Source organism: Myceligenerans indicum, assembly GCF_016742955.1.
GTDB classification, from domain to species: Bacteria; Actinomycetota; Actinomycetes; order Actinomycetales; family Cellulomonadaceae; genus Myceligenerans; species Myceligenerans indicum.
Map to the genome: position 1 here is coordinate 1 of NZ_JABBYC010000041.1, position 26352 is coordinate 26352.

The 26352-nt window shown below is 73.5% G+C and carries 24 protein-coding genes and 1 riboswitch; of the genes, 15 read left to right on the forward strand and 9 right to left on the reverse strand.

The window, feature by feature from the left end:
* Nucleotides 1-59 precede the first annotated feature (59 nt).
* Nucleotides 60-1637 (reverse strand): 4-coumarate--CoA ligase family protein, encoded by a 1578-nt coding sequence (locus HGK34_RS17165; protein WP_201849639.1) that lies wholly within the window; start codon nucleotides 1635-1637, stop codon nucleotides 60-62.
* A 125-nt stretch (nucleotides 1638-1762) separates the two neighbouring features.
* Entirely contained in the window at nucleotides 1763-3463 is a 1701-nt protein-coding gene (locus HGK34_RS17170) for an aldehyde dehydrogenase family protein (protein ID WP_201849640.1), read from the reverse strand.
* Nucleotides 3464-3639: 176 nt separating this feature from the next.
* On the opposite strand from HGK34_RS17170, the gene HGK34_RS17175 reads away from it, so the two are divergent.
* The 3 genes from HGK34_RS17175 (at nucleotide 3640) to HGK34_RS17185 (ending at nucleotide 6232) form a co-directional block, all read left to right on the forward strand.
* Entirely contained in the window at nucleotides 3640-4812 is a 1173-nt protein-coding gene (locus HGK34_RS17175) for a D-alanine--D-alanine ligase family protein (RefSeq protein WP_201849642.1), read from the forward strand.
* An 83-nt stretch (nucleotides 4813-4895) separates the two neighbouring features.
* Nucleotides 4896-5723, forward strand: coding sequence for an MBL fold metallo-hydrolase (locus HGK34_RS17180; RefSeq protein ID WP_201849644.1), 828 nt, complete (start codon nucleotides 4896-4898; stop codon nucleotides 5721-5723).
* Nucleotides 5693-6232 (forward strand): DUF6232 family protein, encoded by a 540-nt coding sequence (locus HGK34_RS17185; RefSeq protein ID WP_201849646.1) that lies wholly within the window; start codon nucleotides 5693-5695, stop codon nucleotides 6230-6232. Before HGK34_RS17180 ends, HGK34_RS17185 begins: the two co-directional genes overlap by 31 nt.
* Nucleotides 6233-6320: 88 nt before the next feature.
* Here HGK34_RS17185 and HGK34_RS17190 read toward each other — a convergent pair whose 3' ends face one another.
* Nucleotides 6321-7361 carry a thiamine-phosphate kinase gene (locus HGK34_RS17190; protein WP_201849648.1) on the reverse strand — a complete coding sequence of 347 codons (1041 nt, stop codon included), beginning with the start codon at nucleotides 7359-7361 and terminating at the stop codon, nucleotides 6321-6323.
* Nucleotides 7362-7510: 149 nt separating this feature from the next.
* On the opposite strand from HGK34_RS17190, the gene HGK34_RS17195 reads away from it, so the two are divergent.
* Both HGK34_RS17195 and HGK34_RS17200 read left to right on the forward strand, forming a co-directional pair.
* Complete coding sequence (locus HGK34_RS17195; RefSeq protein WP_307816043.1) at nucleotides 7511-7993, forward strand: DUF3515 domain-containing protein; 483 nt, start codon at nucleotides 7511-7513, stop codon at nucleotides 7991-7993.
* Nucleotides 7990-8760 (forward strand): TetR/AcrR family transcriptional regulator, encoded by a 771-nt coding sequence (locus tag HGK34_RS17200; RefSeq protein WP_201849649.1) that lies wholly within the window; start codon nucleotides 7990-7992, stop codon nucleotides 8758-8760. Before HGK34_RS17195 ends, HGK34_RS17200 begins: the two co-directional genes overlap by 4 nt.
* Before the next feature lie 19 nt (nucleotides 8761-8779).
* On the opposite strand, the gene HGK34_RS17205 is transcribed toward HGK34_RS17200, so the two are convergent.
* Nucleotides 8780-9292, reverse strand: a complete 513-nt coding sequence (locus HGK34_RS17205; RefSeq protein WP_201849653.1) for a GNAT family N-acetyltransferase — start codon at nucleotides 9290-9292, stop codon at nucleotides 8780-8782.
* A 234-nt stretch (nucleotides 9293-9526) separates the two neighbouring features.
* On the reverse strand, nucleotides 9527-9724 hold the full coding sequence (gene rpmB, locus HGK34_RS17210; protein WP_192864674.1) for a 50S ribosomal protein L28: 198 nt from the start codon (nucleotides 9722-9724) through the stop codon (nucleotides 9527-9529).
* 375 nt (nucleotides 9725-10099) lie between these two features.
* Here rpmB and HGK34_RS17215 point away from each other — a divergent pair, with 375 nt between their 5' ends.
* The 9 genes from HGK34_RS17215 to mutM all read left to right on the forward strand — a co-directional run bounded on the left by HGK34_RS17215 (nucleotide 10100) and on the right by mutM (nucleotide 19281).
* On the forward strand, nucleotides 10100-11764 hold the full coding sequence (locus HGK34_RS17215) for a DAK2 domain-containing protein (protein ID WP_201849654.1): 1665 nt from the start codon (nucleotides 10100-10102) through the stop codon (nucleotides 11762-11764).
* Nucleotides 11761-14040: an ATP-dependent DNA helicase RecG gene (locus HGK34_RS17220; protein ID WP_201849656.1), complete on the forward strand. Its 2280-nt coding sequence runs from the start codon at nucleotides 11761-11763 to the stop codon at nucleotides 14038-14040. Before HGK34_RS17215 ends, HGK34_RS17220 begins: the two co-directional genes overlap by 4 nt.
* Nucleotides 14041-14084: 44 nt before the next feature.
* Nucleotides 14085-15275 carry an endonuclease/exonuclease/phosphatase family protein gene (locus HGK34_RS17225; RefSeq protein ID WP_201849657.1) on the forward strand — a complete coding sequence of 397 codons (1191 nt, stop codon included), beginning with the start codon at nucleotides 14085-14087 and terminating at the stop codon, nucleotides 15273-15275.
* A 109-nt stretch (nucleotides 15276-15384) separates the two neighbouring features.
* On the forward strand, nucleotides 15385-15987 hold the full coding sequence (gene rsmD / locus HGK34_RS17230) for a 16S rRNA (guanine(966)-N(2))-methyltransferase RsmD (RefSeq protein WP_201849658.1): 603 nt from the start codon (nucleotides 15385-15387) through the stop codon (nucleotides 15985-15987).
* Between the two features lie 10 nt (nucleotides 15988-15997).
* Nucleotides 15998-16480 carry a pantetheine-phosphate adenylyltransferase gene (gene coaD / locus HGK34_RS17235; protein ID WP_201849660.1) on the forward strand — a complete coding sequence of 161 codons (483 nt, stop codon included), beginning with the start codon at nucleotides 15998-16000 and terminating at the stop codon, nucleotides 16478-16480.
* 171 nt (nucleotides 16481-16651) lie between these two features.
* Nucleotides 16652-17278, forward strand: a complete 627-nt coding sequence (locus HGK34_RS17240; protein ID WP_201849663.1) for a YceD family protein — start codon at nucleotides 16652-16654, stop codon at nucleotides 17276-17278.
* A gap of 2 nt (nucleotides 17279-17280) precedes the next feature.
* The gene (rpmF, locus tag HGK34_RS17245; protein WP_201849665.1) at nucleotides 17281-17475 is read left to right on the forward strand and encodes a 50S ribosomal protein L32; all 195 of its coding nucleotides are present in this window, start codon (nucleotides 17281-17283) and stop codon (nucleotides 17473-17475) included.
* Entirely contained in the window at nucleotides 17475-18317 is an 843-nt protein-coding gene (rnc, locus tag HGK34_RS17250; protein WP_201849667.1) for a ribonuclease III, read from the forward strand. The genes rpmF and rnc overlap by 1 nt, the downstream gene beginning before the upstream one ends.
* Nucleotides 18310-19281 carry a bifunctional DNA-formamidopyrimidine glycosylase/DNA-(apurinic or apyrimidinic site) lyase gene (gene mutM, locus HGK34_RS17255; RefSeq protein ID WP_201849670.1) on the forward strand — a complete coding sequence of 324 codons (972 nt, stop codon included), beginning with the start codon at nucleotides 18310-18312 and terminating at the stop codon, nucleotides 19279-19281. The genes rnc and mutM overlap by 8 nt, the downstream gene beginning before the upstream one ends.
* Here the strand turns inward: mutM and HGK34_RS17260 are convergent.
* Together HGK34_RS17260 and HGK34_RS23630 are read right to left on the reverse strand one after the other, a co-directional pair.
* Entirely contained in the window at nucleotides 19226-20236 is a 1011-nt protein-coding gene (locus HGK34_RS17260) for an NAD(P)-dependent oxidoreductase (RefSeq protein ID WP_307816044.1), read from the reverse strand. The genes mutM and HGK34_RS17260 overlap by 56 nt on opposite strands.
* 205 nt (nucleotides 20237-20441) lie before the next feature.
* The gene (locus HGK34_RS23630; RefSeq protein WP_201849672.1) at nucleotides 20442-21311 is read right to left on the reverse strand and encodes a C40 family peptidase; all 870 of its coding nucleotides are present in this window, start codon (nucleotides 21309-21311) and stop codon (nucleotides 20442-20444) included.
* Nucleotides 21309-21466: riboswitch (cyclic di-AMP (ydaO/yuaA leader) on the reverse strand. Its footprint overlaps the gene before it by 3 nt.
* A 188-nt stretch (nucleotides 21467-21654) precedes the next feature.
* Between HGK34_RS23630 and HGK34_RS17270 the strand changes: the two genes are divergently transcribed.
* A complete protein-coding gene (locus HGK34_RS17270) occupies nucleotides 21655-22182 on the forward strand; it encodes a mycothiol transferase (RefSeq protein ID WP_201849674.1) in 528 nt (175 codons plus the stop codon).
* A gap of 27 nt (nucleotides 22183-22209) precedes the next feature.
* Here the strand turns inward: HGK34_RS17270 and cydC are convergent, their stop codons facing one another.
* Entirely contained in the window at nucleotides 22210-24126 is a 1917-nt protein-coding gene (gene cydC / locus HGK34_RS17275; RefSeq protein WP_201849676.1) for a thiol reductant ABC exporter subunit CydC, read from the reverse strand.
* Nucleotides 24123-25967, reverse strand: coding sequence for a thiol reductant ABC exporter subunit CydD (cydD, locus tag HGK34_RS17280; RefSeq protein WP_201849678.1), 1845 nt, complete (start codon nucleotides 25965-25967; stop codon nucleotides 24123-24125). The genes cydC and cydD overlap by 4 nt, the downstream gene beginning before the upstream one ends.
* Nucleotides 25968-26352 lie beyond the last annotated feature (385 nt).

The following is a 26352-nucleotide window of genomic DNA, read 5'->3' on the forward strand; positions in this document are numbered from 1 at the left end:
ATGTGTATAAGAGACAGGTCCGCCCGCCCTGCCCGCCCCGGCCGCCGTCGGGCGCCGCCTCACGCCAGGCGCAGGTCCTTGCGCAGGATCTTGCCCGCCGCGGACTTCGGGACGGCGTCGATGAACTCCACCAGGCGCACCTTCTTGTACGGGGCGACCTTCTCGGCCACGTACGTCATGACGTCGTCGGCGGTGAGCTCGGACCCCGGGGCGCGCACCACGAACGCCTTCGGGAGCTCCCCGGCCTCGTCGTCGGGCACGCCGATGACGGCGGCGTCCGCGATCTGCGGGTGCGCGATGAGGAGCGCCTCCAGCTCTGCCGGCGGCACCTGGTACCCCTTGTACTTGATGAGTTCCTTGAGCCGGTCCACGACGTAGAAGGCGCCGTGGGAGTCGACGGTCACGATGTCCCCCGTGTGCAAGAAGCCGTCGGGCTCGATGGTCTCGGCGGTGGCTGCCTCGTTGCCGAGGTAGCCGGTCATGATGTTCGGGCCCTCGCACAGCAGCTCGCCCGGCGCGGAGACACCCTCGGCGGGCTGCTCGATCTCCTGGCCCGTGGCGGGGTCGACGATCTTCGCGGTCATGTTGGGCAGGAGCAGGCCGATCGAGCCGGACGAGATGTCTTCCCGGTCGAACGGGATCACGTGGGAGACGGGACTCATCTCGGTCATGCCGTACCCCTGCAGGACGCGGCAGCCGGGCAGCCGCGCGGACACCGCGGCCGCCAGCTTCTCGTCGAACGGCGCCGCGCCGGACAGGATCGCGCGGACCGAGCTCATGTCGACCGAGTCCACCAGGGGGTGCTTGGCCAGCGCCAGCGCGATCGGCGGCGCGACGAACAGGTACGTCGCGCGGTGGGTCGCGATCACGCCGAGGTACTGCTCCAGGTCGAAGCGCGGCAGCGTGACGAGTGTCGCGCGCGTGTGCAGGGCCAGGTTGAGCAGCACCGTCATGCCGTAGATGTGGAAGAAGGGCAGGACGGCGGGGATGACGTCGTCCCGGTGCAGGCCCAGGCTGGTGTTCTGGACGACGTTCGCGACGAGGTTGCGGTGCGTGAGCATGACGCCCTTGGGCCGGCCCGTGGTGCCGGACGAGTAGGGCAGGACGGCCAGGTGCGTCGCCGGATCGAAGGACACCTCGGGTACGGGGCCGGCCTGGGCGAGCACGTCGGCGAACGAGTCGTGGCCGTCGGCGCCGTCGAGCACGACGACGTCGGACGCCGCCAGGCCCGCCCCGTCGGCTCCGGCGGTGGCCGCCGCCAGCAGGGGTGAGACGGTGATCAGCGCCCTGGCGCCGGAGTCGGACAGCTGCTTGGCCACCTCCTCGCCGCTCGCGAGGGCGTTGACGGTGGTCACGGTGACGCCGAGGCGGATCAGCCCGTGGAACACGACCGCGAACGCGGGCGTGTTCGGGCAGTGCAGGGCCACGACGTCCCCGAGCCCGAAGCCGCGCGCCGCGAACCCGCCCGCGGCCTTGTCGACCTGCGCGACGAGTTCGCCGTAGGTCGTGGCCGCGCCCGTGGGGCCGTCGATGATCGCGGTCCTGGCCCGGTCCGCCTCACCGAGCCCGGCGAAGAGGAAGTCGTAGATGCTCGAGGTGGGGATGTCGACATCGTCGAACACGGACTTGATGACCACGGGTGCACTCCTTCGTCGTCCGGTCCGTGGCTCCGTCGCCGCGGACCTGCCTCCCTCGATTCCATCACGTGCCGCGCCCGGGCGGAACAGCCGCGGCCGTCTCGCCCGGGCACGACGTGTCGGGCTCAGCCGCGGAAGGCCGACAGGAGGACCGGGAGGAGGCGGGACCAGGAGGGGGAGGCCGCGTAGCGGGTGAGGCGCTCTCCGGTGGTGGCCGCGGTGCTCGCGCCCGCGAACCAGGGCGGCTTCGGGAAGAGGGAGAACTCGCCTCCCAGCACGGAGCGGGGGAACTCGCGGAACGGTCCGGTCACGACGGTGCGTTCCGGCCCGGACAGCAGATGCCCGTTGTGCACGACGCCGATCCCGCTGCCGACGTCCTCGATGCCGTTGCCGGGGAAGGCGCCCCAGGTCGCCCCGGCGAGGAGGAAGCCCACGGCGGTCCAGGCGTTGACCGCGATCGTGCCGTAGCGCAGCTCCGCGAGGGCGTCGTCGAACTCCCCGCCCATGGCCTTGCGGGCCGCCGGGTCGACCACGACGTTCGCGCCGAGGCTGCCGTCGAGCCGGTCGTTGGCGAAGGCCACGGCCGCGCGCAGGAACCCGGCGCCGGTGCCGGGCACCTGCTTCCAGGCGAGCACGGGGGCGAAGTACTCGATGTCGCACGCCGGGTCGTCGCCCGTGGACTCCAGGAGCACCCGGCCGTTGATCGTCTCCGCGCCCGGATGGGCGGCCACTGCCTCCCGCATCCGGCCGGTCGCGCCCGGGTACCAGGGGTCGCGCGCGGGCAGCCGCTCGAACGCGCGGCGCAGCTCGGCGAGGAAGGCGTCCCGCTGCGGCCAGTCGGCGCCGAGCACCACCATCTGCCCGGCGATGCAGTTGTGCCCGGCGTTGTGCAGCCGCATCGTGGCGACGTGCTCGGCCTGGAACCGCAGGTCGGCGTCGGACCACCGGCCGGGGACGACGATGATCGGTGACACGCCGCCGAGCTCGCTCGTGATCGGGACGTCCAGGCGCGGGTCGCCGTCGGACCGGCGGCGGTCCGCCTCCGCGCCGCGTCCCCACACGATGGTGTCGTGCGTGGTCTGCGATCCGGTGATGTGCACGTGGCCGACGTCGTCGTGCGCCGTCAGGTAGGCGCCGACGACGCCGTCACCGTTGACCACCCGGACGGCGCCGATGCGCATGAGCGGTTCCAGCGCCCGCTCGTACACCCCGAGCAGGTCCGCGAACGTCGGGTTGAGCTTCACCAGCGACGTGCGGCCCGCGGACACCAGCTCGTAGAACGCGTCGAGCGGGGCGATCGAGGTGATGTTCCCCGCGCCGAGCACGAGGCCGACGCCGCCGACCGTGCCCACCGTGCCGGCGCCCAGCCCGGCCTCACGGCGCACCTGTTCCGCGGAGACGCCCGGCGGCATCCAGACCTCGGCGGAGAACCCGTGGAACAGGACCCGCTGCCGCGCGTCGAGCGGCAGCACGCGCACTGCCGTGCGGCCGCCGGGCGCGGAGCGTGTGGGGCTGCCGTCGACGGGGGACCCGCCCTGGGCGATCGCCTCGTACGCCCGGGCGTACGAGGCCGAGGACTCGAGGGCGGCGTACGGGCCGCTCATCCACTCCTCGCCGGCCAGACGCGACCCGGTGGGGATGCCCTTGACGCGCGACGCCGTCTCGGCCCATTCCCGCGCGACACCGGCCACGGCGTCGAACACCTCGCGGAAGACCTGGGCCCGTGCCGCGACGGGCAGGCCTGCCCAGTGCTCGGCGCCGGCGCGCAGCTCGCGCAGCGCCCGGTCGAGCTCCGGCCGGGTGGGGGGTGCGTCGGTCACGCTCATCCTGCGGTCTCCTTCGACTGCCGGCTGTTGCAGTGAGAGTCAGTTGCTCCTGGTCGGTATTGTGCCCTGCTCCACGCCACGAGCGCCAGGTCCCGGCGTCACGCGGGCCGGCGAGCCTGCGCACGTGGGTGTCTCGCGCGGTCCCGTCCGTCCCGTGTCGGGTAGTGTCGGGGCCGATGTCGAACCGCAGCGATTCCCAGCCTTCCGCACCCGAGCCCGCGGCCCCCGCGCCCGATCGCGGCCGCAAGCCCCGGGTCGTGATCCTGTTCGGGGGACGCTCCGGCGAGCACGGGATCTCCGTGGCCACCGCCGGTGGCGTCCTGGGCGCCATCGACCGGGACAGGTACGACGTCGTCCCGGTCGGCATCACCCCTGACGGGCAGTGGGTCGTGGCCGACGACGACGCCGGCCGCTGGGCCATCGCCGACGGCCGGGTGCCCGAGGTGCCCGCCGCCGCCGGTGAGGTCATGCTCCCGCTGCGGGCGGGTTCGCGCGACGTGCGCGTGATCGAGGCGGGCCGGGTGCCGTCAGTGCTCGGTGAGGTCGACGTCGTCTTCCCCCTGCTGCACGGGCCGTACGGCGAGGACGGCACCGTGCAGGGCCTGCTGGAGCTCGCGGACGTGCGATACGTCGGGTCGGGCGTGCTGGCCTCCGCGGTCGGCATGGACAAGCACTTCATGAAGATGGTGTTCACCGGCCACGGCCTGCCGATCGGCCCGTACGCCGTGATCCGCCCGGGGGACTGGGACGCCCGCCGGGACGAGATCCTCTCGGAGGTGGCCGGGCTCGGCCTGCCGCTGTTCGTGAAGCCGGCACGGGCCGGATCGTCGCTCGGTGTCTCCCGCGTGGACTCGCTCGACGAGCTGGACGCCGCCGTCCGGGCCGCCGCCGAGCACGACCCGAAGGTGATCGTCGAGGCCGGTATCGACGGCCGGGAGATCGAGTGCGCCGTGCTGGGAGGCAGGGCCGGGAAGCGCCCGCGCGCATCCCTGCCGGGCGAGATCGAGGTGACGGCCGGCGACCACGAGTTCTACGACTTCGAGGCCAAGTACCTCGCCGAGGCCGACGTGGAGCTGTCCTGCCCGGCGGACCTGCCCGACCACGTGATCAAGGAGATCCAGGAGGTCGCGATCCGCACCTTCGAGGCGGTCGGGGCGGAGGGGCTGTCCCGCGTGGACGTGTTCGTGAGGCCGGACGAGCGCGTGGTCGTCAACGAGATCAACACGATGCCCGGGTTCACGCCGTTCTCCATGTACCCGCGGATGTGGGCCGCGTCGGGCGTGCCCTACCCGGAGCTGATCGACGAACTGATCCAGCTCGCCCTGGAACGGCCTGTCGGGCTGCGGTGACCGTCGTCGGATTCATCCTTTACTCCTGATTGTCTGGATGGCACCCTTATTGAGGATGTCATCGCAGGTCAAGGGGGTCCGGGATGGTCGCGGTCAGCCGGGTGGCACCGGACGTGTTCCGGTGCACCGGCACGCACGTCAACTGGTACCTGCTGCGTGAGGGCAGGCATCTGACCATGATCGACGCGGGCTGGGCCGGTGACACCGCCGCCGTCGTCGCCTCCGTCGTGGCGATCGGGTGCGACCCGCGGGACGTGCGGGCGATCGTGATCACGCACGCCCATGCCGACCACCTCGGCGGCGCCCTGCACTTCCGCCGCGAGTACGGCACGCCCGTGCACATGGCCACGGCCGATGCCGCGCGCGCCGCGAACGGGGACCTGGAGCGCCCGAGGATCCGCGACGTCGTCCGCCGGCTCGGCAAGCGCGGCGCCGCGCGCTGGGCCGTCGACGTGGCCAGGGCCGGGGCGCTGCGGCGCCGGGCGTTGCCGGGGGCGGTCCCGCTGCCCGAGGGCGACTCCTGGGAGCCGCTCGACCTGCCCGGCGGGCCCGTGCCGGTCGCGACTCCCGGCCACACCCCCGGCTCGACCTCCTACATGCTGCCGGGTGGCCTGCTGGCCACGGGTGACGCGTTGATCACCGCCCACCCTCTGGGCCGCCTGACCGGCCCGCAGCTGTCCCCAGGGTTCTTCGCGCACGATCCGGGCGCCGCCGACGCGTCGCTCGACGTGCTGTCCGGGCTGGACGCCGACGTCGTCCTGCCGGGACACGGACCGGTCTGGCGCGGATCGCTGGGCGAGGCGACGCGGATCGCGAGATGGCGGGCGGACGGCGCGGGCGCGAGCCTGCGTCGCGGTGCGAGCGTGAGGGAGGCGAGAACGTGGCAGCGTTCTGGAAGCTCGAAGGGCTGAGCGAGACGACCTGGAATCCGCGGGTCAGCCGCGGCATTCTCACGGTCAGCGGGATCATGTTCCCGCTCGGGAACCTGGAGCGGGCGAGGATCCACCGGATCGGCAAGCCCCGGCGCCGCATGCCCGGCGGCTGGCCCGGGCAGGCCGCGGGCGTCGTGGTCCTGTGCGCCCTGGCATGGGCGTGCTTCCTGCTGTTCGGCCTGCTCGAGCCGCTCTACTGGCTGGGGCCGGCGCTGCTGCTCGCCGCCGCGGCCGTGCTTCTCGCCTACGGCCAGTTCGGCGCACCCTGCCCGCCGTTCGCGTGCCTGGAGATCGAGTCCAGCACGGGCTACGTGGTCCGGGTCTTCTCCCGCAACGAGGACGGTGAGCTGGAGCGGCTGCGCGACGCCGTCGGGTACGGGCACCGTGACGCGTCGCACGAGTTCTCGGAGCCGATGAAGCTGCTGAAGAACGCGCACGACTTCTGCGATCTCGGCGGTGCGCCGGACAAGGTCGACATCGTGAAGTGACGTCGACATCGTGAAGTGACGCGGCCCCGGACCGGCCGGCGTCGGCGTCCCGGCGCCGGAACCGCTGCCTGGCGTGCCACCGGGAGTGCTACTGCTCGAAGTGGTCCCAGCCAGCCGCGACCGCGGGCCGGCGGCCGCCGATCAGGACGCGCGGTGCCGAGCCCGAGGGCGGGAGGACCTGCCCGATCCGGAGCCATCCTTCCGGCAGGCGGGCTTCCTGGGGGAAGGTCGCCAGGAGGCCGTGGTCCTCGCCCCCCGACCAGATCCACTGGTTCACGAGGCGGTTGGCCGCCTCCGCCTGGCCGAGGTCGCCCACCAGGTCGCCGGCGTCGCCCTCGCGCAGGGCAGCCTGGGCGACGACGAGGGCCGCGTCGGACAGGGCGCGCCGGTCTTCGTCGAACGCCTCCTCGTCCAGGTCCAGCCGCACGTCGGAGGCGACGGCGATGCGCCCGGCGTCGCGCAGCAGGCCGTCCGAGACGTCGAGCATCGCGGTGGCGCCCGCGCGAGCCGCGCTGCGTCCCGCCTCCAGCGGCGGGTCGGGACGCAGGTAGGCGCCGACGAGAGGATGCTTGATCGTCGGACGGACCAGGCCGGACTCGAGCAGTGCCAGCCCCGCGGCCGAGCGGCCGCGAGCCCCCGCGTGCGCGACGACGTCGCCGGGGCGTGCACCCGTCCGCAGCACGGGCTCGCGCCAGTCCAGCGTCCCGTGGACGGTCACGTTCACCACGATGATGTCGCCGCCCGCCAGGTCGCCGCCGACGACGCCCGCGCGCAGCGGCTTGCTCGCCTCCGCGAGCCCGCGGGCGAGCCCCTCGACCCAGTCGACGGTGGTGTCGCCGGGCAGGACGAGGGAGATGACCAGGGCGGTCGGGCGCCCGCCCATGGCCGCGATGTCGGCGAAGTTCTGCGCGGCGGCCCGGTGCCCGACGTCGGCCCCCGACGACCACCGGGTGCGGAAGTGCCGGTCCTCCACGAGGACGTCCGAGGAGACCAGGAAGCGGCCGTCGGACGCGGCAATGATCGCCGCGTCGTCACCCGGCCCGACCTGCGTCGATCCACCGACCGGCAGGAGAGGGAAGATGCGCCGCAGCAGCTCGTCCTCGTTCACGTCACGCACCCGCTCGGTCACGGGGACAACCCTATACACCGCCACGCGAAGCCCTGACCAGGGGTCTCGTCCACGGGTCGCGACGGTGTCGCCGCCCGGAACGCGCCGGGGGGACGGCCGGCATCCGGGTACCGCCGACACACGGCTCGTGAACCAGGTACCGTTGCGGCGTGATTTTCCGCCGATGGGCACGACTGGTCACCGCGTTGCCGATGGCGGCCGCCGTGCTCGCCACCGCTGCCTGTACGCCCACGATCGGCGTCGCCGTGGCTCCCGACGCGGCAGACCCGCAGTGTGCGTCCGTGGTGCTGGCGCTGCCCGACGAGCTGGCACAGGACCTGCCCCGGGTCCACACGAACTCGCAGGCCACCGCGGCCTGGGGTGCGCCCGGAGCCGCCGTGACCCTGCGATGCGGCGTGGAGCCTCCCGGGCCGTCACCCCAGTGTCAGAGCGTCGAGAGCGCGAACGGCACCACGGTCGACTGGATCGTGGCCACGGACGACGAGGGAACCTGGTCCTTCACGACCTACGGGCGCGACCCCGCGGTCGAGGTCGTGGTGCCACCCACGGTCATGAAGGACCACACGTCGGCGTTCGTCATCGACCTCGCCGGTGCCGTGTCGCTGGTGGAAGCAGAGAGGACCTGCCAGTGAGCACTGTCGACGCCCCGACCAACGATCCGGTCCAGAGCGGCCGCCACGCCGAGGCACGGCGACAGGCCGTGGCCGCCGCCCGCGCGATCATGGTCAGGGAGGGCGGTACCCGCGACGTCACGATCGCGGCGGTGGCGAAGGCGCTGAAGTTCACCTCTCCGGCGCTCTACCGGTACTTCCCCGGCGGGCGGGTCGAACTGCTGCGAGCCGTGCACCACGCGGTGACGGAGGACCTGGCCGCGCGGATGGGCGTGGCGCGGGACCGGCAGCCGGGCGATGACGTGAGCGCGCAGCTCTATGCCCTCACCCACACGGTGTTCTCCTGGTCCCTCGCCCACCCCGGCGAGTTCTCGCTGCTCATGGGGCCGGACTTCCACGAGGTCCGCGAGGGGGCCGAGCAGACGGACCGCGACATCGCGGCGATCATCGGCGGGGCGTACCTGCCGGCATTCGTCAGGCACCTGGAGGGGTCCGCCACGACATCCTGGATGCCGGCCGACGACGAGGTTCCCGAGGCCCTGCGTGACCAGGTCCTCGAACACGCCCGCACGATCGCGCCGGACATGGACGTCCCGCTCGGGCTGGCCTTCCTCTGGGGCACCGCCTGGCGGAACTTCTTCGGCGTGATGTGCATGGCCGCGTTCGGTCACCTGTCGTTCGCCTACGGCGACTTCCAGGGGATGTTCGACGACATGATGGCGCAGGCGGTCCGGATGTTCGGCCTGGAGCCGAGCGACCGCACGGTGCTCAGCGACGAGACGGACTGAGGCGCCCGGGCCCCGGGCCTCAGCGCCGGTAGCGCACCTGCGTCATCGGCCTGCCGCCGATCTCGTCGATGCGCTCGGTACCGTCGGGCGCGAAGCCGTGGCGACGGTAGAAGTGCTGGGCGCGCTTGTTCTCCTCGAGGATCCACAGGGTCACCGACGCGCCACGTGGCACGCTTCCGAGGACCTGGCGCATCAGCTCCCGGGCGACGCCGCTGCCCCAGGCTTCCGGGTGGAGGTAGATCGCGTAGATCTCGAGGTCGCCGTCATCGGCGTCCTCGTCACGCGACGGACCCACGCTCGTGAATCCGACGGTGCCCTCGTCGGTCTCCGCCACCAGGATCCGCGTGCTCTCGGTGGCGACCGCATCACGCCACAGGGTCGCGCGTTCCTCGGCATCGAGGGAGGAGAGGTAGGAGCCGGGAAGGATCTCCGAGTACGCACCACGCCACGACGCGATATCGACGCGGGCGATGTCATCGGCGTCCTCGGCCCTCGCGGGGCGGATGGACACCTCGTCGAGCTGAGCCGCCATGACCTCACCTTTTCACCGTCGGGATCGTGAGTGCAACAGGCCTCGTACGACACGTCAAGGCCGAGGTCCACGCAAAGCCTATGCGGACTCATGCGATGGCGGCGCGACCACGGCCCCGCCGCCTGCCGCCGTCAGCGACCGGGCGTGAGCCCCCGTCGCGACCGGCGACGAAGACGGCGACGCCCGCCCGTGGCCGGAACCACGGGCGGGCGTCGCCGCTACGGATGCTGGGCGTCAGGCCGAGACGCGGCGCTGCACCTTGCCGGCCTTGAGGCAGGAGGTGCAGACGTTGACGCGCTTCGGGGTGCCGTTCACCACGGCACGCACGCGCTGGATGTTCGGGTTCCAGCGGCGCTTGGTCCGCACGTGGGAGTGCGAGACGTTGTGCCCGAAGCCCGGGCCCTTGCCGCAGACGTCGCAGTTGGCAGCCACGGTGTCTCCTGAGTGTCGTGCACGTCCGTGCACACGAGCAGGACGTGGTGAGTGGTCGTTGAAAGAGATCTGCCCTCCGGCCGCTGATCCGGTACTCCGGAACCGCGGATCGCCGTCGGACAACCACAAGAGCGTACCTGATCCGTACTTCGCCGCTCAAACCGTACCGGCGTTCCGCGAGCGGGGATGCGTCACATCCCGGCCGCCGTCGTGCCGCCTCCCGGGCACCGGCGCCGGTACGGTGGATGCCGACCGGGTGCCCGGACGACGCGGTGCGCACAGCAGTATGCACGCCGCGGAACGAGCCGTCCGCCCCGGAGCGGAACGTGAGGAGACGGCGATGAGTGCGGCGGATCGAACCGAGCGGGGGCAGGGGTGACTCAGATCGACGCGGGGCTCGTGCGCAGGTGGGTCCGGGGTGCGACGGACGCGCTGCGGCGGGAGCGGGCCGCCCTGGACCGGGTCAACGTCTTCCCGGTGGCCGACGCCGACACGGGGACCAACATGTACCTCACGATCCGTGAGAGCGACCACGCGGTCCGCGCGGCACCCGGCGACGCGAGCGGCGTCGACCTGCTCGCCACGGCCGCACGCGCGGCCCTGCTCGGTGCGCGCGGCAACTCCGGCGTCATCCTCTCCGAGTGGCTGCGCGGCGCGGCGCTCGCGGCGCGCGAGGACGCCACCGCGGCCACCGTTCTCGAGGAGGCGGCCCGGTCCGCGCGCGCGGCCGTCGCGAGCCCCGCCGACGGGACCATCCTCACCACCGCCGACGCCGCCGCGACCGCGGGCCGCACCACCGAGGACGCCGGGGGAGGCCCCGGAGCGGTGACCCGCGCGGCCGTCGGTGCGGCACGGACCGCTGCCCGGACCAGCATGACCGAGCACCCCGTGCTCGCCGCCGCCGGCGTGCTCGACGCCGGTGCGTGCGGCCTGGTCCTCGTGCTCGGCGCGTTCCTCGCGGCCACGGTGTCAGACAGCCCGGGCACGATGGAGCCCGTGAGTCTCGACCTCGTCGTCCGGCCGCGGAGCGCCGCGGCGTACACAGCACCGGAACCGGCCGCCTCGGCGCCCCGCCCGGGCGCGGGCCCGGGCGCGCTGGAGCTCATGTTCGTCCTCACCCGCGACGTCCGGGGTGCCGGGCACGTCGCACCGCGCCTGCGGAGCCGGCTCGAGGAGGTCGGCGACTCCGTCGTCGTGGTCGGCGGGGACACGGGAGGCGGCACGGCGGTCTGGCAGGCGCACGTGCACACCGACCGGCTGCCGGACGCGCTGGCCGTGGCCGCCGGTTCCACCGGTGACGGCACGCTGGCCCAGGTGCACGTGCGGAACCTCGAGGCGGCCGACCCGCACGAGTGGGGCGTCGTCGCGCTCGCCGCGGCCCCGGCGCTCGCCGCGGACCTCGCGCACGCCGGAGCGGTGGTCCTGCTCACGGGCGGGTTCGACGCCCGGCTCGACGCGGTGACCCCCGACGACGTGCAGCGTGCCGCGGCGTCCACCGGCGCCCGCCGGGCCCTGGTCCTGGGCGACCTCCCGCCGGCGTCCCCGGACACCTTCGAACCCCGTTCCGGGGACAACGGCGGCGATCTCGACGAGATCGTCGTGCTGGACGCCCCCACCGACGTGCACGTCGTCGTGGGACTCGCGGCCCTCGGGACCGCTCCGGACACCGCGAACCCGCACGACGTGGTCCGCGCGGCACTGGACGGCCTGCGCGTGGCCGGCCCGGTCGCGGCGCCCGAGGCCGTGGCGGCGCTCGTCCGGCTGGCCGGGGCCGCGGAGCCGCCGGAGGTCGTCACGGCACTCCTGGACGACGACGCGGCCCACGTCGCCGGCGAGCTCACGGCCGCCCTCGCCCGGGAGGCGCCCGCCGCGGAACTGGTCGTGCTCCCGACGGGCCGGCCGGGAACGGCGGTGCGGCTCGGAGCCGAGCCCGCCCATGCCGTGAGTCCCGCCCCGGAGGCGCCGGACGGGACGGCGGACCCCGGCACGCCGGTCACGGCGGGCCGGGCCGAGCACGGGACTCCCCGGGAGGGCGCGTGACGGCGGGGGCACGGCTGGACGAGCCGCTCTCTCGCGCGCTGGGCCAGGCGCGGGGCAAGAACCCGCTGTCCAAGCTGGGCCTGGAGACCGTGGGCGACCTGATCGGCCACTACCCGCGGCGCTACGACGATCCGGGACGGCTGACGGACATCAGCATGCTGCGCGCGGGCGAGCACGTCACGGTGATGGCACGCGTGGTCCAGGCCACGGTGCGTTCCATGCGCAACCGCCGGGGTGCCCTGCTGGAGGCCGTCATCACCGACGGCAGACACCGGCTGTCCCTCACGTTCTTCGGCAAGCACCGCGGCTCCCTCTACGCCCACGAGCAGCGGCTCGTTCCGGGCAGCACCGGCCTGTTCACCGGGACGGTCGGGCTCTACCGGGGCGAACGGCAGCTCACGCACCCGGCGTTCATGATGATGGGCGAGGAGGACCTGGACTCGGACGAGGACCTGCTCGCCGCGGCGGCGCGGCCCATCCCGATCTACCCCGCGGTGGCCGCCGTCCCGAGCTGGCGGATCGCGAAGGCGGTGCGCACGGTACTGGACACCCTGACCGGCGACGACGTCCCCGATCCGGTGCCCGTGGAGGTGCGGGCCAGAGAGGGCCTGCCCGAACGGCTCGACGCCCTGCGCAAGGTGCACCGGCCGGACACGATGGCGGACGTCCGGTCCGGCCAGCACCGGCTGCGGTTCGAGGAGGCTTTCGTGCTGCAGGCCGCGCTGGCCAAGCGGCGAGCGCTCGCCACGGGACGGCCCGCGACACCCCGCCCGCCCGCCACCCAGGCTGCGGGAAGCCTGCTCGCGGCGCTCGACGCTCGGCTCCCGTTCGAACTGACGGCCGGACAGCAGGAGGTGGGTGCCGAGATCGCCGGCGAGCTGTCCACCGGGCGTCCCATGCAGCGCCTCCTGCAGGGCGAGGTCGGCTCCGGCAAGACCGTCGTGGCCCTGCGCGCGATGCTCCAGGTGGTCGACGCCGGCGGCCAGGCGGCGCTGCTCGCCCCCACCGAGGTGCTCGCCGCCCAGCACGCCCGCACCCTCCGCGCGCTCCTCGGGCCCCTCGCCGAAGGCGGGATGCTCGGCGGCGCGGAGAACGCCACCCGCATCGAGCTGCTCACCGGCTCCCTGGGCGCGAAGGCGAAGAAGGCGGCGCTGCTGGCCGCCGCGAGCGGTGCGGCGGGGATCGTCGTCGGCACGCATGCACTCCTGTCGGAGAACGTCCGGTTCGCGGATCTGGGGCTGGTCGTGGTGGACGAGCAGCACCGGTTCGGCGTGGAACAGCGTGACCGGCTGCGCGACAAGGCGAGCGCGGCGCCGCACCTGCTGGTGATGACGGCCACCCCGATTCCTCGCACGGTCGCGATGACCGTGTTCGGAGATCTGGCGACGTCGGCGCTCACCCAGGTGCCCGCGGGCCGTGCGGGGGTCTCCACCCACGTGGTTCCCGCGGGCAACGAGCGGTGGATGGACCGGACTTGGGCGCGGGTCCGGGAGGAGATCGACCGGGGCGGGCGTGCCTATGTCGTGTGTCCCCGGATCAACCCCGATGACGACGGTGGCGGCGAGGACGGGATGGAGACCGTCCCGGCGTCCGCGGCCGAGCCCGGCGACGCCGCGGCGGGCGCCGTCGTCCCTGATCCCGGCGAGCAGGGTGCCGGGACACCGCTGCGTGCCGTCCTGGAGGTCGTCGAGGAGCTGCGCGGACGGGAACAGCTGGCCGGCGTGGAGATCGGCGTCCTGCACGGGCAGATGGCGCCCCCCGACAAGGACGACGCCATGGCCCGGTTCGCGTCCGGCGAGTCCCCGGTTCTCGTGTCCACCACGGTGGTCGAGGTCGGCGTCGACGTTCCCGAGGCGACGGTCATGGTGATCCTCGACGCCGACAGGTTCGGCCTGTCCCAGCTGCACCAGCTGCGCGGGCGCGTGGGGCGAGGCGCCGCGCCGGGCCTGTGCCTGCTCGTCTCGGAGGCGCCGCCGGGCAGCACGGCGGGCCTGCGCCTGGAGGCGATGGTGCGGACCACGGACGGGTTCGAGCTGGCGAACACCGACCTGGAGCTGCGCAACGAGGGCGACGTGCTCGGCGCGGCCCAGTCCGGACGGTCGAGCTCCCTGCGGCTGCTGCGCGTGGTCAAGGACGCGAAGCTCATCGAGCAGGCCCGCACCGAGGCGATCGGCATCGTCACGGCCGACCCGGAACTCCACTACGCCCCCGAGCTCGCGGACGCGATCGCCGACCAGCTCGACGCCGAGCAGGAGGAGTTCCTGGAACGGGCCTAGCTTTTGTGACCCAGCCCGCCGGATGGCCGGTAGAGTCCGCGCCCGTGAGCGACCACCACGGCAGCCGGCCGGTCTCGCCGCAGCCCGACCCAGACCCGCGCCCCACCCCCGACCCGGCCCGCCCGAGCCCCACGGGCTCCGGCCCGGTCCACGCGGGCGCACACGTGCCGTTCGACGACGTGGTCGCCGACGGGCCGCACCACGTGCCCAGGCCGTCGACCGACCCCACCTCCACCCGGCGGCGGGCCGACGCTGCATCGACCCGACGGGCCGGCGGTGCTTCCACCCGGCGGCGGGCCGGCACCCCGTGGACACGCGGCCTCGTGCTGTTGACCCTCCAGCTCCTGCTCGCGGGTGCCCTGCTGTTCCACGACCAGCTCCCGGGAGCCCACGGGCTTCGAAGTCTCCTGTCCACGGGCCTGCCGTGGCTCGGAGTGGTCGCCCTGCTGTTCCTCGCCGGTGCGCTGGTGCGCCGGTCGGCGATCGCGGCGCTCGCTTTCCTGCTGCCGGTCGCGGCCTGGGGGTGGGCCTTCTGGCCGCGTCTCACGGACGAGCCCGTCGTGCGTGACGACCTGACCGTCGTCCAGCACAACGTCAGCGACGAGAACCGGGACTTCGCAGAGACGGTGCAGGTGCTCCTCGCGGCGGAGCCCGACGTCGTCGTCCTGGAAGAGGTCACACCGCTGCTCGCCGCGCAGTACACGTGGGAGTTCGGCGACGCGCTGCCGTACCGGGAGCGTCGGGGCACGGTCGGCGTCTGGTCGGCCCATCCCCTGCGCGACGCCGCGGCGGTGGACCTGAGGCCCGACGGCGTCGGAGAGGACTGGAGCCGCGGGATGCGCGTCACCGTGTTCCGAGCATGGGACGACCCGGGTGTGACCGTGTACGCGGTGCACCTGCCCTCCACGAGGCTCAGCCCGACCGGTCTCGACGTCACCGCCCGGAACCAGAGCATCGGCCTGCTCGCCCAGGCGCTGGCGGCCGACGAGTCCGATGCCGTCGTCGTGGCCGGAGACCTGAACGCGTCTCTCGACGACAAGGCGCTGGACCCGGTGACAGCGCTCGTGTCCGAGCCCCGGCACGGGTTCGGGCTCACGTTCCCGGCACGGTTCCCGATGGTCCCGATCGACCACGTGCTCGCCCGCGGGGCCGCCGTCACCGAGGTCCGGACGCTGGACCGGACCGGAAGCGACCACCTGCCGATCGTGGCATTCGTGGACCTGCCCTGGTCGTAGCTGCCCTGGTCGTAGCTGCCCTGGGCGTGGCTCTTGCCGGGTGGACCGCCGCGGGTGCTGCCTCCGCCGGGCGGACCGGCTCGGGCGCGGCGCCCGTAGACTCTGGCCCGTGAGGATCGTCGCGGGCAGGCTGGGCGGACGGACGCTCGTGGTGCCGCCGAAGGGGACCCGGCCCACCAGCGACCGCGTGCGCGAGGCGATCTTCTCCCGTCTCGACCACCTCGACGTGCTCGACGGAACCCGCGTCCTCGACCTCTACGCGGGATCCGGCGCCCTCGGCCTGGAGGCCGCCAGCCGCGGCGCGCAGCACGTGACCCTCGTGGACTCCGCCCGCGGAGCCGTCGCCGCGGCACGCGGAAACGTCGCCACGCTCGGCCTCGGGTCCGGAGTTCAGGTGGTCGCGGGTCCCGTGGAGCGGTACACGGCGGCGCTCGCGACCGCGCCGCCGGCGTCGGGCACCGCCCTGGACCTGGTGTTCCTGGACCCGCCCTACGACCTGTCGGACGATGATCTCGCCCAGGTGCTGGGCGACCTGGCCGCCCCGGGAGTCCTGGCGTCCGGAGCCGTCGTCGTCGTCGAACGGTCCGCCCGGAGCCCCGAGCCGGCCTGGCCGGACAGTCTGTCGCCGTTCGGGCGCAAGGCCTACGGCGAGACGGTCGTGCACTACGCGGAGCCTGTCGAGCCGGCGGAGACGGTGCACGCCCCGGGCTAGTGTGATGGCCATGACCATCGCTGTGTGTCCTGGGTCCTTCGACCCGATCACCCTCGGCCATCTCGACGTGGTGCGGCGGGCTCGGAGCATGTACGACCGTGTGATCGTCGCCGTGGCCAAGAACCCCGGCAAGTCGGGTCTCCTGGACCCGGAAACGCGCGCGGCCCTGGCGCGTGCGGCCGTCGCGTCGGACCCGGCCACCGCGGACGTGGAGGTCGGGATCGCCGAGGGACTGCTCGTCGACTTCTGCCGCGACGTCGGCGCGACCGTCGTCGTCAAGGGGCTGCGCGGTGGTGCGGACTTCGACGCGGAACTGCCCATGGCGCTGATGAACCGGCACCTGTCGGGCGTCGAGACGGTGTTCGTCGTCGCCGACCAGGCGTACGCGCACGTCGCGTCGTCCCTGGTGAAGGACATCGCCCGGCACGGAGGCGAGATCGACGACCTGGTGCCGGACGGGATCGGGGACGCGGTCCGCGCGGCAGTCCGCTGACGCGGCCGGCCGGCGCGGCCGGTCGAGGCGGGCGGCACCGGCCGCACCGGCGGCACGGCCAGGGCGGCCAGCCGGTCGGCACGGGCGGGGGCGGGACGGGCGTGGCGGATCACACCCGACCGAGGCCGACAGGAACCGGATCGATGCCGTAAGATTGCAGGCTGGTCCTGTATGGATCACCTTCCCGCATTCGGCCACGTCCTTCCGGAGCCTGCCATCACACTCGACCCGCGCTCGCCGCTCGTGCTCGACACGCACGAGCTGTCCCGGCGTCCCGGCACCATGCGCACGCACAGCGCCACGGTGCAGGTGCCGTCGGCGGTGGGTACCCCCGTGATCGGAGTCCCCGAGGGCCGTGACCTGGAGCTCGACCTCCGGCTCGAGGCCGTCATGGAGGGCGTCCTGATCTCCGGGTCGGTCCGCGGCGAGGCAGTCGGCGAGTGCGCCCGGTGCCTCGACGAGGTCCGGGTCGCGGTCGACGCGCCGCTGCAGGAGCTGTTCGCCTACCCCGAGCGGGCCGAGGCGGAGGCCGCTGCCGGCGACGAGGAGGTCGAGGACGAGGAGTCGGTCCTCGAGGGAGACCTCGCCGACATCGAACCCGCATTGCGTGATTCGGTGGTCACTGCACTACCATTTCAACCGCTGTGTCGTCCGGACTGCCCGGGCCTGTGCTCCGAGTGCGGTGCACGCCTGGCCGACGATCCCGGCCATCATCATGATCAGGTCGACCCTCGCTGGTCGGCGCTGCAGAGCATGCTCGAATCCACGAGCGTGTCCGACGAGACGAAAGAGAGCTGACCGTGGCTGTTCCGAAGCGCAAGATGTCGCGCAGCAACACCCGTGCGCGCCGTTCGCAGTGGAAGACCACCGCGGCGACCCTCACCACCTGCCCGTCGTGCCAGGCTGACAAGCTGCCGCACACCGCGTGTCCCACGTGCGGCACCTACAAGGGTCGTACCTACCGCGACGCCCTGAAGACCGTCAACGCGGGCTGATGGCCCGCCGCGCCGCTCCGACCCCCTCGGAGCCGGGCGAGTTGCTGGAGAAGCTCGGGGTCGTTCTCGACCCCGAGCTTCTCGTGCTCGCCCTGACGCATCGCTCGTTCGCCCACGAGGCCGGTGGCATCCCGACGAACGAGCGCCTGGAGTTCCTGGGTGACACGGTCCTCGGGCTCGTGGTGACCGAGGCGCTCTACCGCCGTCACCCCGGGACCAGCGAGGGCGACCTGGCCCGCATGCGCGCGGCCACCGTTTCCCAGCGGTCCCTGGCGAAGATCGCTCGGACGCTGGGGCTCGGTCGTTACGTGCTGCTCGGCAAGGGGGAGATCCGTACGCGCGGCTTCGACAAGGACTCGATCCTGTCGGACACGGTGGAGGCGCTGATCGGCGCCACCTACCTGTCGCACGGGCTGGAGGCGTCGCGCGAGCTGGTGCACCGCCTGGTCGACGAGCAGCTCGACGTCGCCGCGGGACTGGGGGCAGGGCTCGACTGGAAGACGTCGCTGCAGGAGGCGGCAGCCGAGCGCGGCCTCGGCGCCCCGGACTACCTGGCGACCTTCGAGGGCCCCGAGCATGCCCGGATCTTCCACTCCGAGGTGGTGATCGACGGCGTCGGCTACGGCCAGGGTTCCGGTTCGGCCAAGAAGCACGCGGAGCAGGAGGCCGCCGAGGAGGCGTACAAGGCCCTGATCACCCAGTTCCCGGCGCAGGAGACCGACGGGGCGGGTGCCGGCCAGCCGGCCGGGAAGGCAGCGACCGAGCCGGTTCCGGACGGTCGAGGAAGCCGGCGCCCGGCATCGGGCCCCGCCGACCAGGTGCGGCGCGCGCCGAGTGCCTGAGCTGCCCGAGGTCGAGACCGTCCGGGACGGTCTCGAACGTCTCGTCGTGGGTGCCGTGGTACGTCGCGCGGAGGTCTTCCGCGACTACAGCGTGCGACGGCACGCGGCCGGCCCGTCCGACTTCGCGGGGCGCCTGGCCGGTCAGCGTCTCGTCGCCGCGGTCCGTCGCGGCAAGTTCCTCTGGCTGCCGCTGACGGACGACGCCGGCCCCGGCGCGGCCCCTGACCGGGCCGACGATCCGGCCCGGGCTCCGGGGGAGGCGCTCCTGGCCCACCTCGGCATGTCCGGACAGCTCCTGGTCCGCGGCGGGGTGAGCGCCGACGACTGGCGGCACCCGCACCTGCGGGTGCGGCTCCACCTGGAGGAGGCGCCCGTCGTCGACGGCGTGCCCGCCCGCTTCCTCGACTTCGTCGACCAGCGCACGTTCGGGCATCTCAGCGTCCAGGACCTGGTTCCGGACGGTTCGGGGAATCCGGCGGGCCAGGGCAGTGACCTGCCGCTCCTGCCGGAGCCCGTGGCGCACATCGCGCGCGATCTGCTGGACCCGTACGTTCGCCCCGAGGACGTGGCGCGGCGCGTACGCCGACGCCGGACGCAGGTCAAGCGCGCCCTGCTGGATCAGACGGTGGTCTCCGGTGTGGGGAACATCTACGCCGACGAGGCGCTGTGGCGTGCCAGGGTCCACGGACGCCGCGCGACCGACCGGATGCGGCAGGCGGACGTCCTTCGCGTGCTGGACGCCGCGACCGAGGTCATGAGCGAGGCGCTGGCGAGGGGCGGCACGTCGTTCGACGCCCTGTACGTGAACGTGAACGGACAGTCCGGCTACTTCGAGCGGTCCCTGAACGTGTACGGCCGCGAGGGCGAACCCTGCCGCCGCTGCGGGACGGAGATCCGGCGGGAGCAGTTCATGAACCGCTCGTCGTACTTCTGCCCGGACTGCCAGCGCGCACCACGTTCCTGAGCCCGGAGGACCCCTCGCGCAGCCAGGCGCCGATCTGGTTCGCGAGGAACCCGGCGGCGCCGCGCGGGCGCCCTCCAGCGACGTGCGGCGTCAGGACGAGGTTGGGGCAGTCCCAGAGCGGCGAGTCGGCCGGAAGCGGCTCGGTCTCCATGACGTCGAGGGCCGCCCCGGCCAGCCTGCCGGACCGCAGGGCGTCCACCAGGGCGGTCTCGTCGACGGTCGAGCCGCGCCCGGCGTTGACGAACCGCGCGTGCGTGGGGAGCTTGGCGAGGACGGCGGCGTCGAGCGCGTGCCGGGTGCTCGGCACGGAGGGCAGCAGGGAGACCAGGAGGTCGGTGCCGGGCAGCAGGCCGGCGAGGCCGTCGGGGCCGACGACGTCGTACCCGCCACGGGTACCCGCCGATCCCGCGACACCCGTGACCCGCGCACCGAGGGCGCCGAGCATCGGCGCGAGCCGCTCCGCGATGGAGCCGAAGCCCCACAGCACGACGTGAGCCCCGGACAGCGTCCAGTGCCCGTCGGTGGCGGGGTCTGCCTGGGCGGCCGCCATCTCTCCCGCCCAGCGATGCTCGCGCTGGGCGGCGAGTGCCTCCGGCAGCCGCCGCACGGTGGCGAGGATCAGCATGAGGGTGTGCTCGGCCACGGTCTCGTCATGCAGGGACCGCCCGGAGGAGATGACGACGTCGTCCGCAAAACCTGCGGCCAGAGCCACGTCGGGACCTGCCGACAGCGTCTGGACCCAGCGCAGCCGCGGGAGGCGGCGTGCCGCGTCCGCGACGAGCTCGGGAGGGTTGGCCCAGGTGACGAGCACGTCGGCGTCCTCGTGCTCGTCGGGGACGGGCTCGCGCATGGAGTAGGGCACGACGTCGCCCGCGGCCACGACGCGTCGTGTGTCGTCGTCGAGGAGCTGCCGGAACCGGAGATCGAACGCGACCTCGGGCACGAGAATCTTCACGCGGGGACTCTAACTCCCACCCGGCCACCGACTCCCGGGCACGCCTCCGCGTCGGCCCCCGGCATCGGCGCCTGGGCACGGCCCAGGCGCCGAACGGTCACCAGCACCCGGCCTCGAGGCCGCTGAACCGGACCAGCCGGCTGTTCGACGGGTGGGTCCGGGGTATCGGGGACAGTTCGGCGCCAGGGAGGGAGGAGGCGCGGCGTCAGGCGACGCGGACGAACGTCGGGTTGGACTGCCACATCGTCGTGTAGCGCAGCGGGGTGCCCGGCTGCACCGCCTCGACGATCATGCCGTTGCCCGCGTAGAGCGAGACGTGTCCGGAGGTCCACACGATGTCGCCGGGCTGCGGGTTCGAGACCGCGGTGCCCGCGTAGTGCAGCTCGCTCGACGTGCGGGGGAGGCTGATGCCGAGCTTCCCGTACACGTAGGTGATCAGGCCGGAGCAGTCCAGGCCCGAGGACGGGGTGGACCCGCCCCACACGTACGGCGTGCCGACGAGCTCCATCGCGAGGTTCACCGCCTGCTGGCCCGTGGTGGAGGCGCTCGACGTCGAGGTGGTGGTCGTGGCGGTGGAGGCCGCGGCCTTCGCGTCGGCGGCCGCCTTGGCCTCGGCCTCGGCGGCGGCCTTCGCCTCCGCCTGACGCTGGGCCTCGAGCTCGGCCTGGCGCTGCTTCTCGAGCTCGGCCTGGCGCTTCTCCTCGGCGATGCGCTTCGCCTCGGCCTTGCCCTCCGGGGTCTCCGCGTACGGGGTGACGCTGACCGTGTGGGACTCGACGGAGGTCTCGGCCTTCTTGGTGACGTGGACCTGGTCGACCAGCTCGTCGGCCAGGGCGTCGGCGAAGGTGGTGTTCGGGTTGCCGTAGTCGACGGTCTGCTTGCTGGTCTGGGCGGCGGGGGCGGCGCCCGCACTCGACGAGAACACCGAGGCGAGCATGCCGCCGGTGACGACGGCGATGGCACCGGTCCTGGCGGCTGCCTCGCCCACACCGGACAGCGGGGTGACGGCGGGGCGCTCCGCGCGGTGGCGGCCGCGGCCGGACGGGCGGTGGGTTTCGGGCGTGATCGTAGCCACTTTCTCCTCCGACGCCTGCGAGGTGAGCTGTCGGGTTCGGATGGGAGATCACCCGGCCTCCCGAAGGAGGCTTCACCCCAAGGGCCGTGGCCCGTACTACCTGGTTCCCCCGTCCCCGCCAAGTTCTCGCTGGTCAGATCCGGTGGCGGGGCTCGGCGGCCGGACCTGAGGCCGCAGTCTGGGTCTGCGGCTCGGAGATGACAGTACAGATGATCGCGCCGGATGTCACGAATTGGTTACGCGACAGTTTTCGCCCGCATGTCAGGCGTGCCGGAAACGCCATGTCATCGCAGGTGAAGCTATCGAAACCACGCCCTGGCAGGAGATCTCCTAGGGTGGCGACATGCCTCTTTCCGACGTCGAACCGCGCCTGGACTCCACCGACACCGCCGACCAGTTGCGGGCGTACCTGGATTATTACCGGGGCGCTGTCGAACGCAAGATCCGAGGTCTCGGGCCTGAGCGGCTCGACGCACGCCCCCTGGCGTCGGGGTGGTCACCGCTGGAGCTGCTCGTGCATCTCGTGCACATGGAACGGCGGTGGTTCCTGTGGGGGTTTCTGGCGGAGTCCGTGCCCGATCCGTGGGGAGACCACGCCGGCGGGGATCCGCAAGGACCGTGGGAGGTCCCGGCCGGCGGCTCGGACGCCGAGGACTGGCTCAGCCGGCTCCAGGACGGCGGCGTCCGTACGGGCCAGGTGCTGGCCACGCACGACCTGGCCGAGCGCGGAGCGACCGGGGGCAGGTTCCCCGCGGGAGAGACGCCACCGACCCTGCTGTGGATCGGGTTCCACGTCCTCCAGGAGTACGCCCGGCACGCGGGCCACCTGGATGCGGCCCGCGAGCTGATCGACGGCATGACGGGGGAGTGACGGCGCGCGCTGGTCACCGCGCGCTGGTCACCGCGCGGCGCCGGCCCCCGGAGCGAGGGCGATCTCGTGGTCCGCCAGGCCGGGTGGCACCGGGCGGTGCGTCGCCAGGACCACGGCGGTCCTGGTCCGGCGCGCGTGCTCGGCGAGCAGCCGCACGAGGTCGTCCGCGGCGTCCGCGTCGAGATGCTCGGCGGGCTCGTCCACGAGCAGCGCCCGCGCCGGCGCCAGCAGCGCCCGCGCGACCAGCAGGCGCCGCCGTTCGCCGCCCGACACGTTCGTCGCATCGGTCCCGAGCATGGTGTCCAGCCCGTCCGGCAGCGCGTCGAGCCAGGGCGTGAGCCCGACGGCACGGAGTGCCGCGCGGGCCTCGTGCTCCTGGGCGTCTCCCCGCGCCACCCGGAGGTTCTCCAGCACGGTGGTCCCGAACACGTGACCGTCCTCGGCCACGAACAGGACCCCCGGCGCCCCGCCCGCCGGCGCCTCCGCCAGGAGTCCCGCCGAACGCATCAGCAGCGTCGTCTTCCCCGAGCCCGACGGCCCGGTCACCACGGTCACCGTTCCGGGCGTCAGGTCGAGCGACATGCCGGGCAGGTCCGGGCGGGTCTCCCCGACGCGTTCCCCCGAGCCGTGGTCCAGCAGGCCGAGCAGCCGCCGCGCGGCCTCCCGGGACCGGTGCCACTGCACGGCCGCGGCCGGGAGCCCGGACGTCGTCTCGAACACGGCCAGCGGGGTGAGTACGACGACGCTCAGTTCCTCCGGCGCGAGCCTGCCCGCGGCCACCGCGGGGATCCCCAGCGCCAGCGCCGCCACGACGGCGAGCCCCTGGGCCAGTGACGCGAGCCCGGCAGAGAGACCGGAGATCCGGGCGCTCGTGTCGTTCACGGCGTCGAGCTCACGGTCCGCGGCCCGCAGGTCTGCCGCGCGGTCGTCGAACCTGCCCGCGACGCGCAGCTGGGTGCCTTCTTCCAGGAGCTCGAGAGCAAGCCCGCTGACCCGTCCCCGCGCCGCCGCGCCGTGGGCCTCGGTCCGGGCGGCGGCCCGGGCCGCCAGCCACGGCACGACGACGCCGGCCAGGACCAGGCACACCGCCAGCGCTCCGCCCGCCGCGGGCAGGAAGGCTGCGAGGAGGAGGACCGATCCCGCGCCGGTCACCAGGGCCACCCCCGCCGGGATCACGGCCCGCACCACCACGTCGCCCACGGAGTCGACGTCGGCGCCGAGTCGTGCCAGCAGGTCGCCCCGGCGCACCGACGGGGTTCCCGGGGCGTCCGCGAGCCCGGCGTACACGCGTGCCCGCAGCGCCGCCATGCCGCGCAGCGCGACGTCGTGCGACGCCAGGCGCTCGGTGTAGCGCAGGACGCCGCGCCCGATGCCGAACGCCCGCACGGCGACCACGGCAACCGACAGGGTCAGCACGGGAGGCATCTGCGAGGCCCGCGCGATGAGCCAGGCGGCGACCGCCGCGAGGCCGATCGCACAGACCAGGGTGAGAGTGCCGAGCCCGATCGCGGCCGCGACGCGTCGGGGCCGGACCTCCAGGAGCGGCAGCAGCCGCCACAGCGGGTCACGCCGGACGCCCCGCGGCAGGGCACGGAGCGCCCGTCCGGTCGGCGCACCGCCCGGCGAGCCCGGGTCCGGCGTCGTCCGGGCAGACGCCCCCGTGTCGGATGTTGCCGTGTCGGATGTCGTTGTGCCTGATATCGCCGTGCTGGATGCCGCGGTGTCCGACGCCGCTGCGGCTGATGCCGCGGTGTCCGATGTTGCGGTGCCGGACGTCGCGGTGCCGGACGTCGCGGTGGCCGGCGTCGCTCGGGGCGGGGCGCCGGCGGGAGGAGCGGGTTCCGGTGCCGGAGCCCGCGAGGATGCGGCGTGCGCGGACACCGCCGGGAGCGTGGCGCCCGGGGGGAACTCCGTCGGCGGCTGTGGGCGGCGTGCGGCGCTCATCGGGCGGCTCCGTGGTCGGCGTCGGTCGGAGAGGTGTCGGTCGGAGAGGTGTCGGGGACGGGTCGGGACTCGACGTCGACCACCTGGTCGGCGATCGCCAGCAGGGAGGCGCGGTGCGCGACGACGAGCACCGTGCGGCCCTCGTCACGCCACGTGAGCACCGCATCCAGGATCTGCTCCTCCGAGCGCCAGTCCAGGTGCGCGGTCGGCTCGTCCAGGATCACGAGCGGACGGGCGGTGCTGTCGTCCAGCAGGGCGGAGGTGAGCGCGACCCGCTGTCGCTGTCCCACGCTCAGGCCGGTTCCGCCGAGCCCGATCCGCGTGTCCCACCCGTTCGGCAGCACCCGCAGCACGCCGTCGAGCCCGGTCTTGCGGGCTGCCTTCGCGACCCGCACGGTGCGTGACGGCGGGACGGGGGTGTCTGCCGCCCCCCGTGACCCGCCGGTCGGTGCGTGGAGGATGTCCCGGAGCGTTCCCGGAGGTATCGCGGGCCGCTGAGGGACCCAGGTGACCTGCTGCCACCAGGATTCCAGGCCGGCCTCGCCCAGGGGCACGGTCACCGTCCCCGTGGGGGCGTCCCCCGATCCGCGTGCGTGCCCGGGATCCTCGGCTGCCGAGAGCTCCAGGAGTACCTGTCCGGAGTCGGGCTCGACCAGGCCGAGCGCGACCAGGACGGCCGTCGACTTCCCGGAGCCGCTCGGCCCGCGGAGCGCCACCACACGACCGTCGCCGGGGCGTCCGGTGCCCAGCGGGATGCGTGCGGTCAGCCCGGCGGGAGCGGTCACGGCGCGGTCGCCCGCACGGACGCTCACATCGGTGAACACGAGCGCGGAGGCGGTTCGGCCCGACAGCTCTCCGGAACCGGGTCCGGGCGCGCGGGTCCCGCCGTCCGCCCACGTGAGAAGATCCAGCGCCTGTCCGGCGGCCGCCACGCCGTCGACCGATGCGTGGAACTCGGCGCCCACACGGCGCAGGGGAAGATAGACCTCAGGCGCCAGTACCAGGACCGCGATCGCCGGCTGCAGGTCCATCTGACCCTCGACGAGGCGCAGCCCGACGCCGACGGCGACGATCGCGACGGACAGCGTGGTCAGCAGCTCCAGCACCATGGACGACAGGAACGCCACGCGCAGGGTCCCCATCGTCGCTGCCCGCGAGGCGTCACCGAGCGCGCGGACCCGGGCGGCGGGCCCGGCCGCCCGCCCGTACGCACGCAGCGTGGGCAGCCCCGCCACGAGATCGAGCACCTGGTCACCGAGCCGCGCGACCGTCGCCAGCCGCCGCTGCGAGGCGCCTGCGGTGAGGCGCCCCACGAGCACCATGAACAGCGGCACGAGCGGCAGCGTCGCCGCCACGACGGCCGCCGAGACCCAGTCCAGCCAGAGCACCACGAGCACGAGCGCCGGGGTGAGCAGGGCGGTCAGGACCAGCTGCGGCACGTAGCGGACCAGGTAGGGCTCGAGGTCGTCGAGTCCACGGGTGACCAGGGTGGTCACCCCGGTGCCGTCCGGTCTTCCGCCCGCGCCACGGGGCGGGCGCGTCGCGACCGCGGCGACCACCTGCTCCCGCAGGTCGGCGATCGTGCGCGACGCGGCCCGCACCGCGTATCGCTCCTGGGCCCAGGCGACCACGGCGCGGCCCGCGACGGCGATGCCGAGGCCGACGAACAGCGCGGCCGGAGGGCTCGTGCCCGGCTCCTGGATCACGGGGGCCAGCAGCGCCGCGATCAACAGTGCCTGCGCGACGACGAGCCCGGCCGAGGCGAGCCCCAGCCCGACGGTCAGGAGGAGGTAGGAACGGGCCGGCCGAATGTGCCGGAGCCGTGGATCGAGGGGACGCACGGGTCCATCTTTGCGCGTCGAGGCCCCGGACGGGATACCCCATCCCTCGCAAATCACACCGGGTTCCTGGCCTGCCGCCCGGAGGCCCTCCCGTGACCGCCCCCGCGCCGCCGCTGCCCGCGCCATCGCTGCCCGGCAGTGTGTGGTCGGGGGTTTGGCGTGTGGTCGGTCAAGTGATCGACCGACCACACGCCGAGGCCCCGACCACACAGGCCTATCTTTTGCCGAATTCACCCCCTCCTGTGCACACTTTCATTGCAGGTAGCGAGATATCGACACCGAACCACCCCAGACACGTCGTTCCCGCACGTAGTGAACTCGACGACGGAGTGACAGATGACGGTTCTCAGGAAAGCTCTCATGCCTCTCGGGGCGTCCCCGGCCG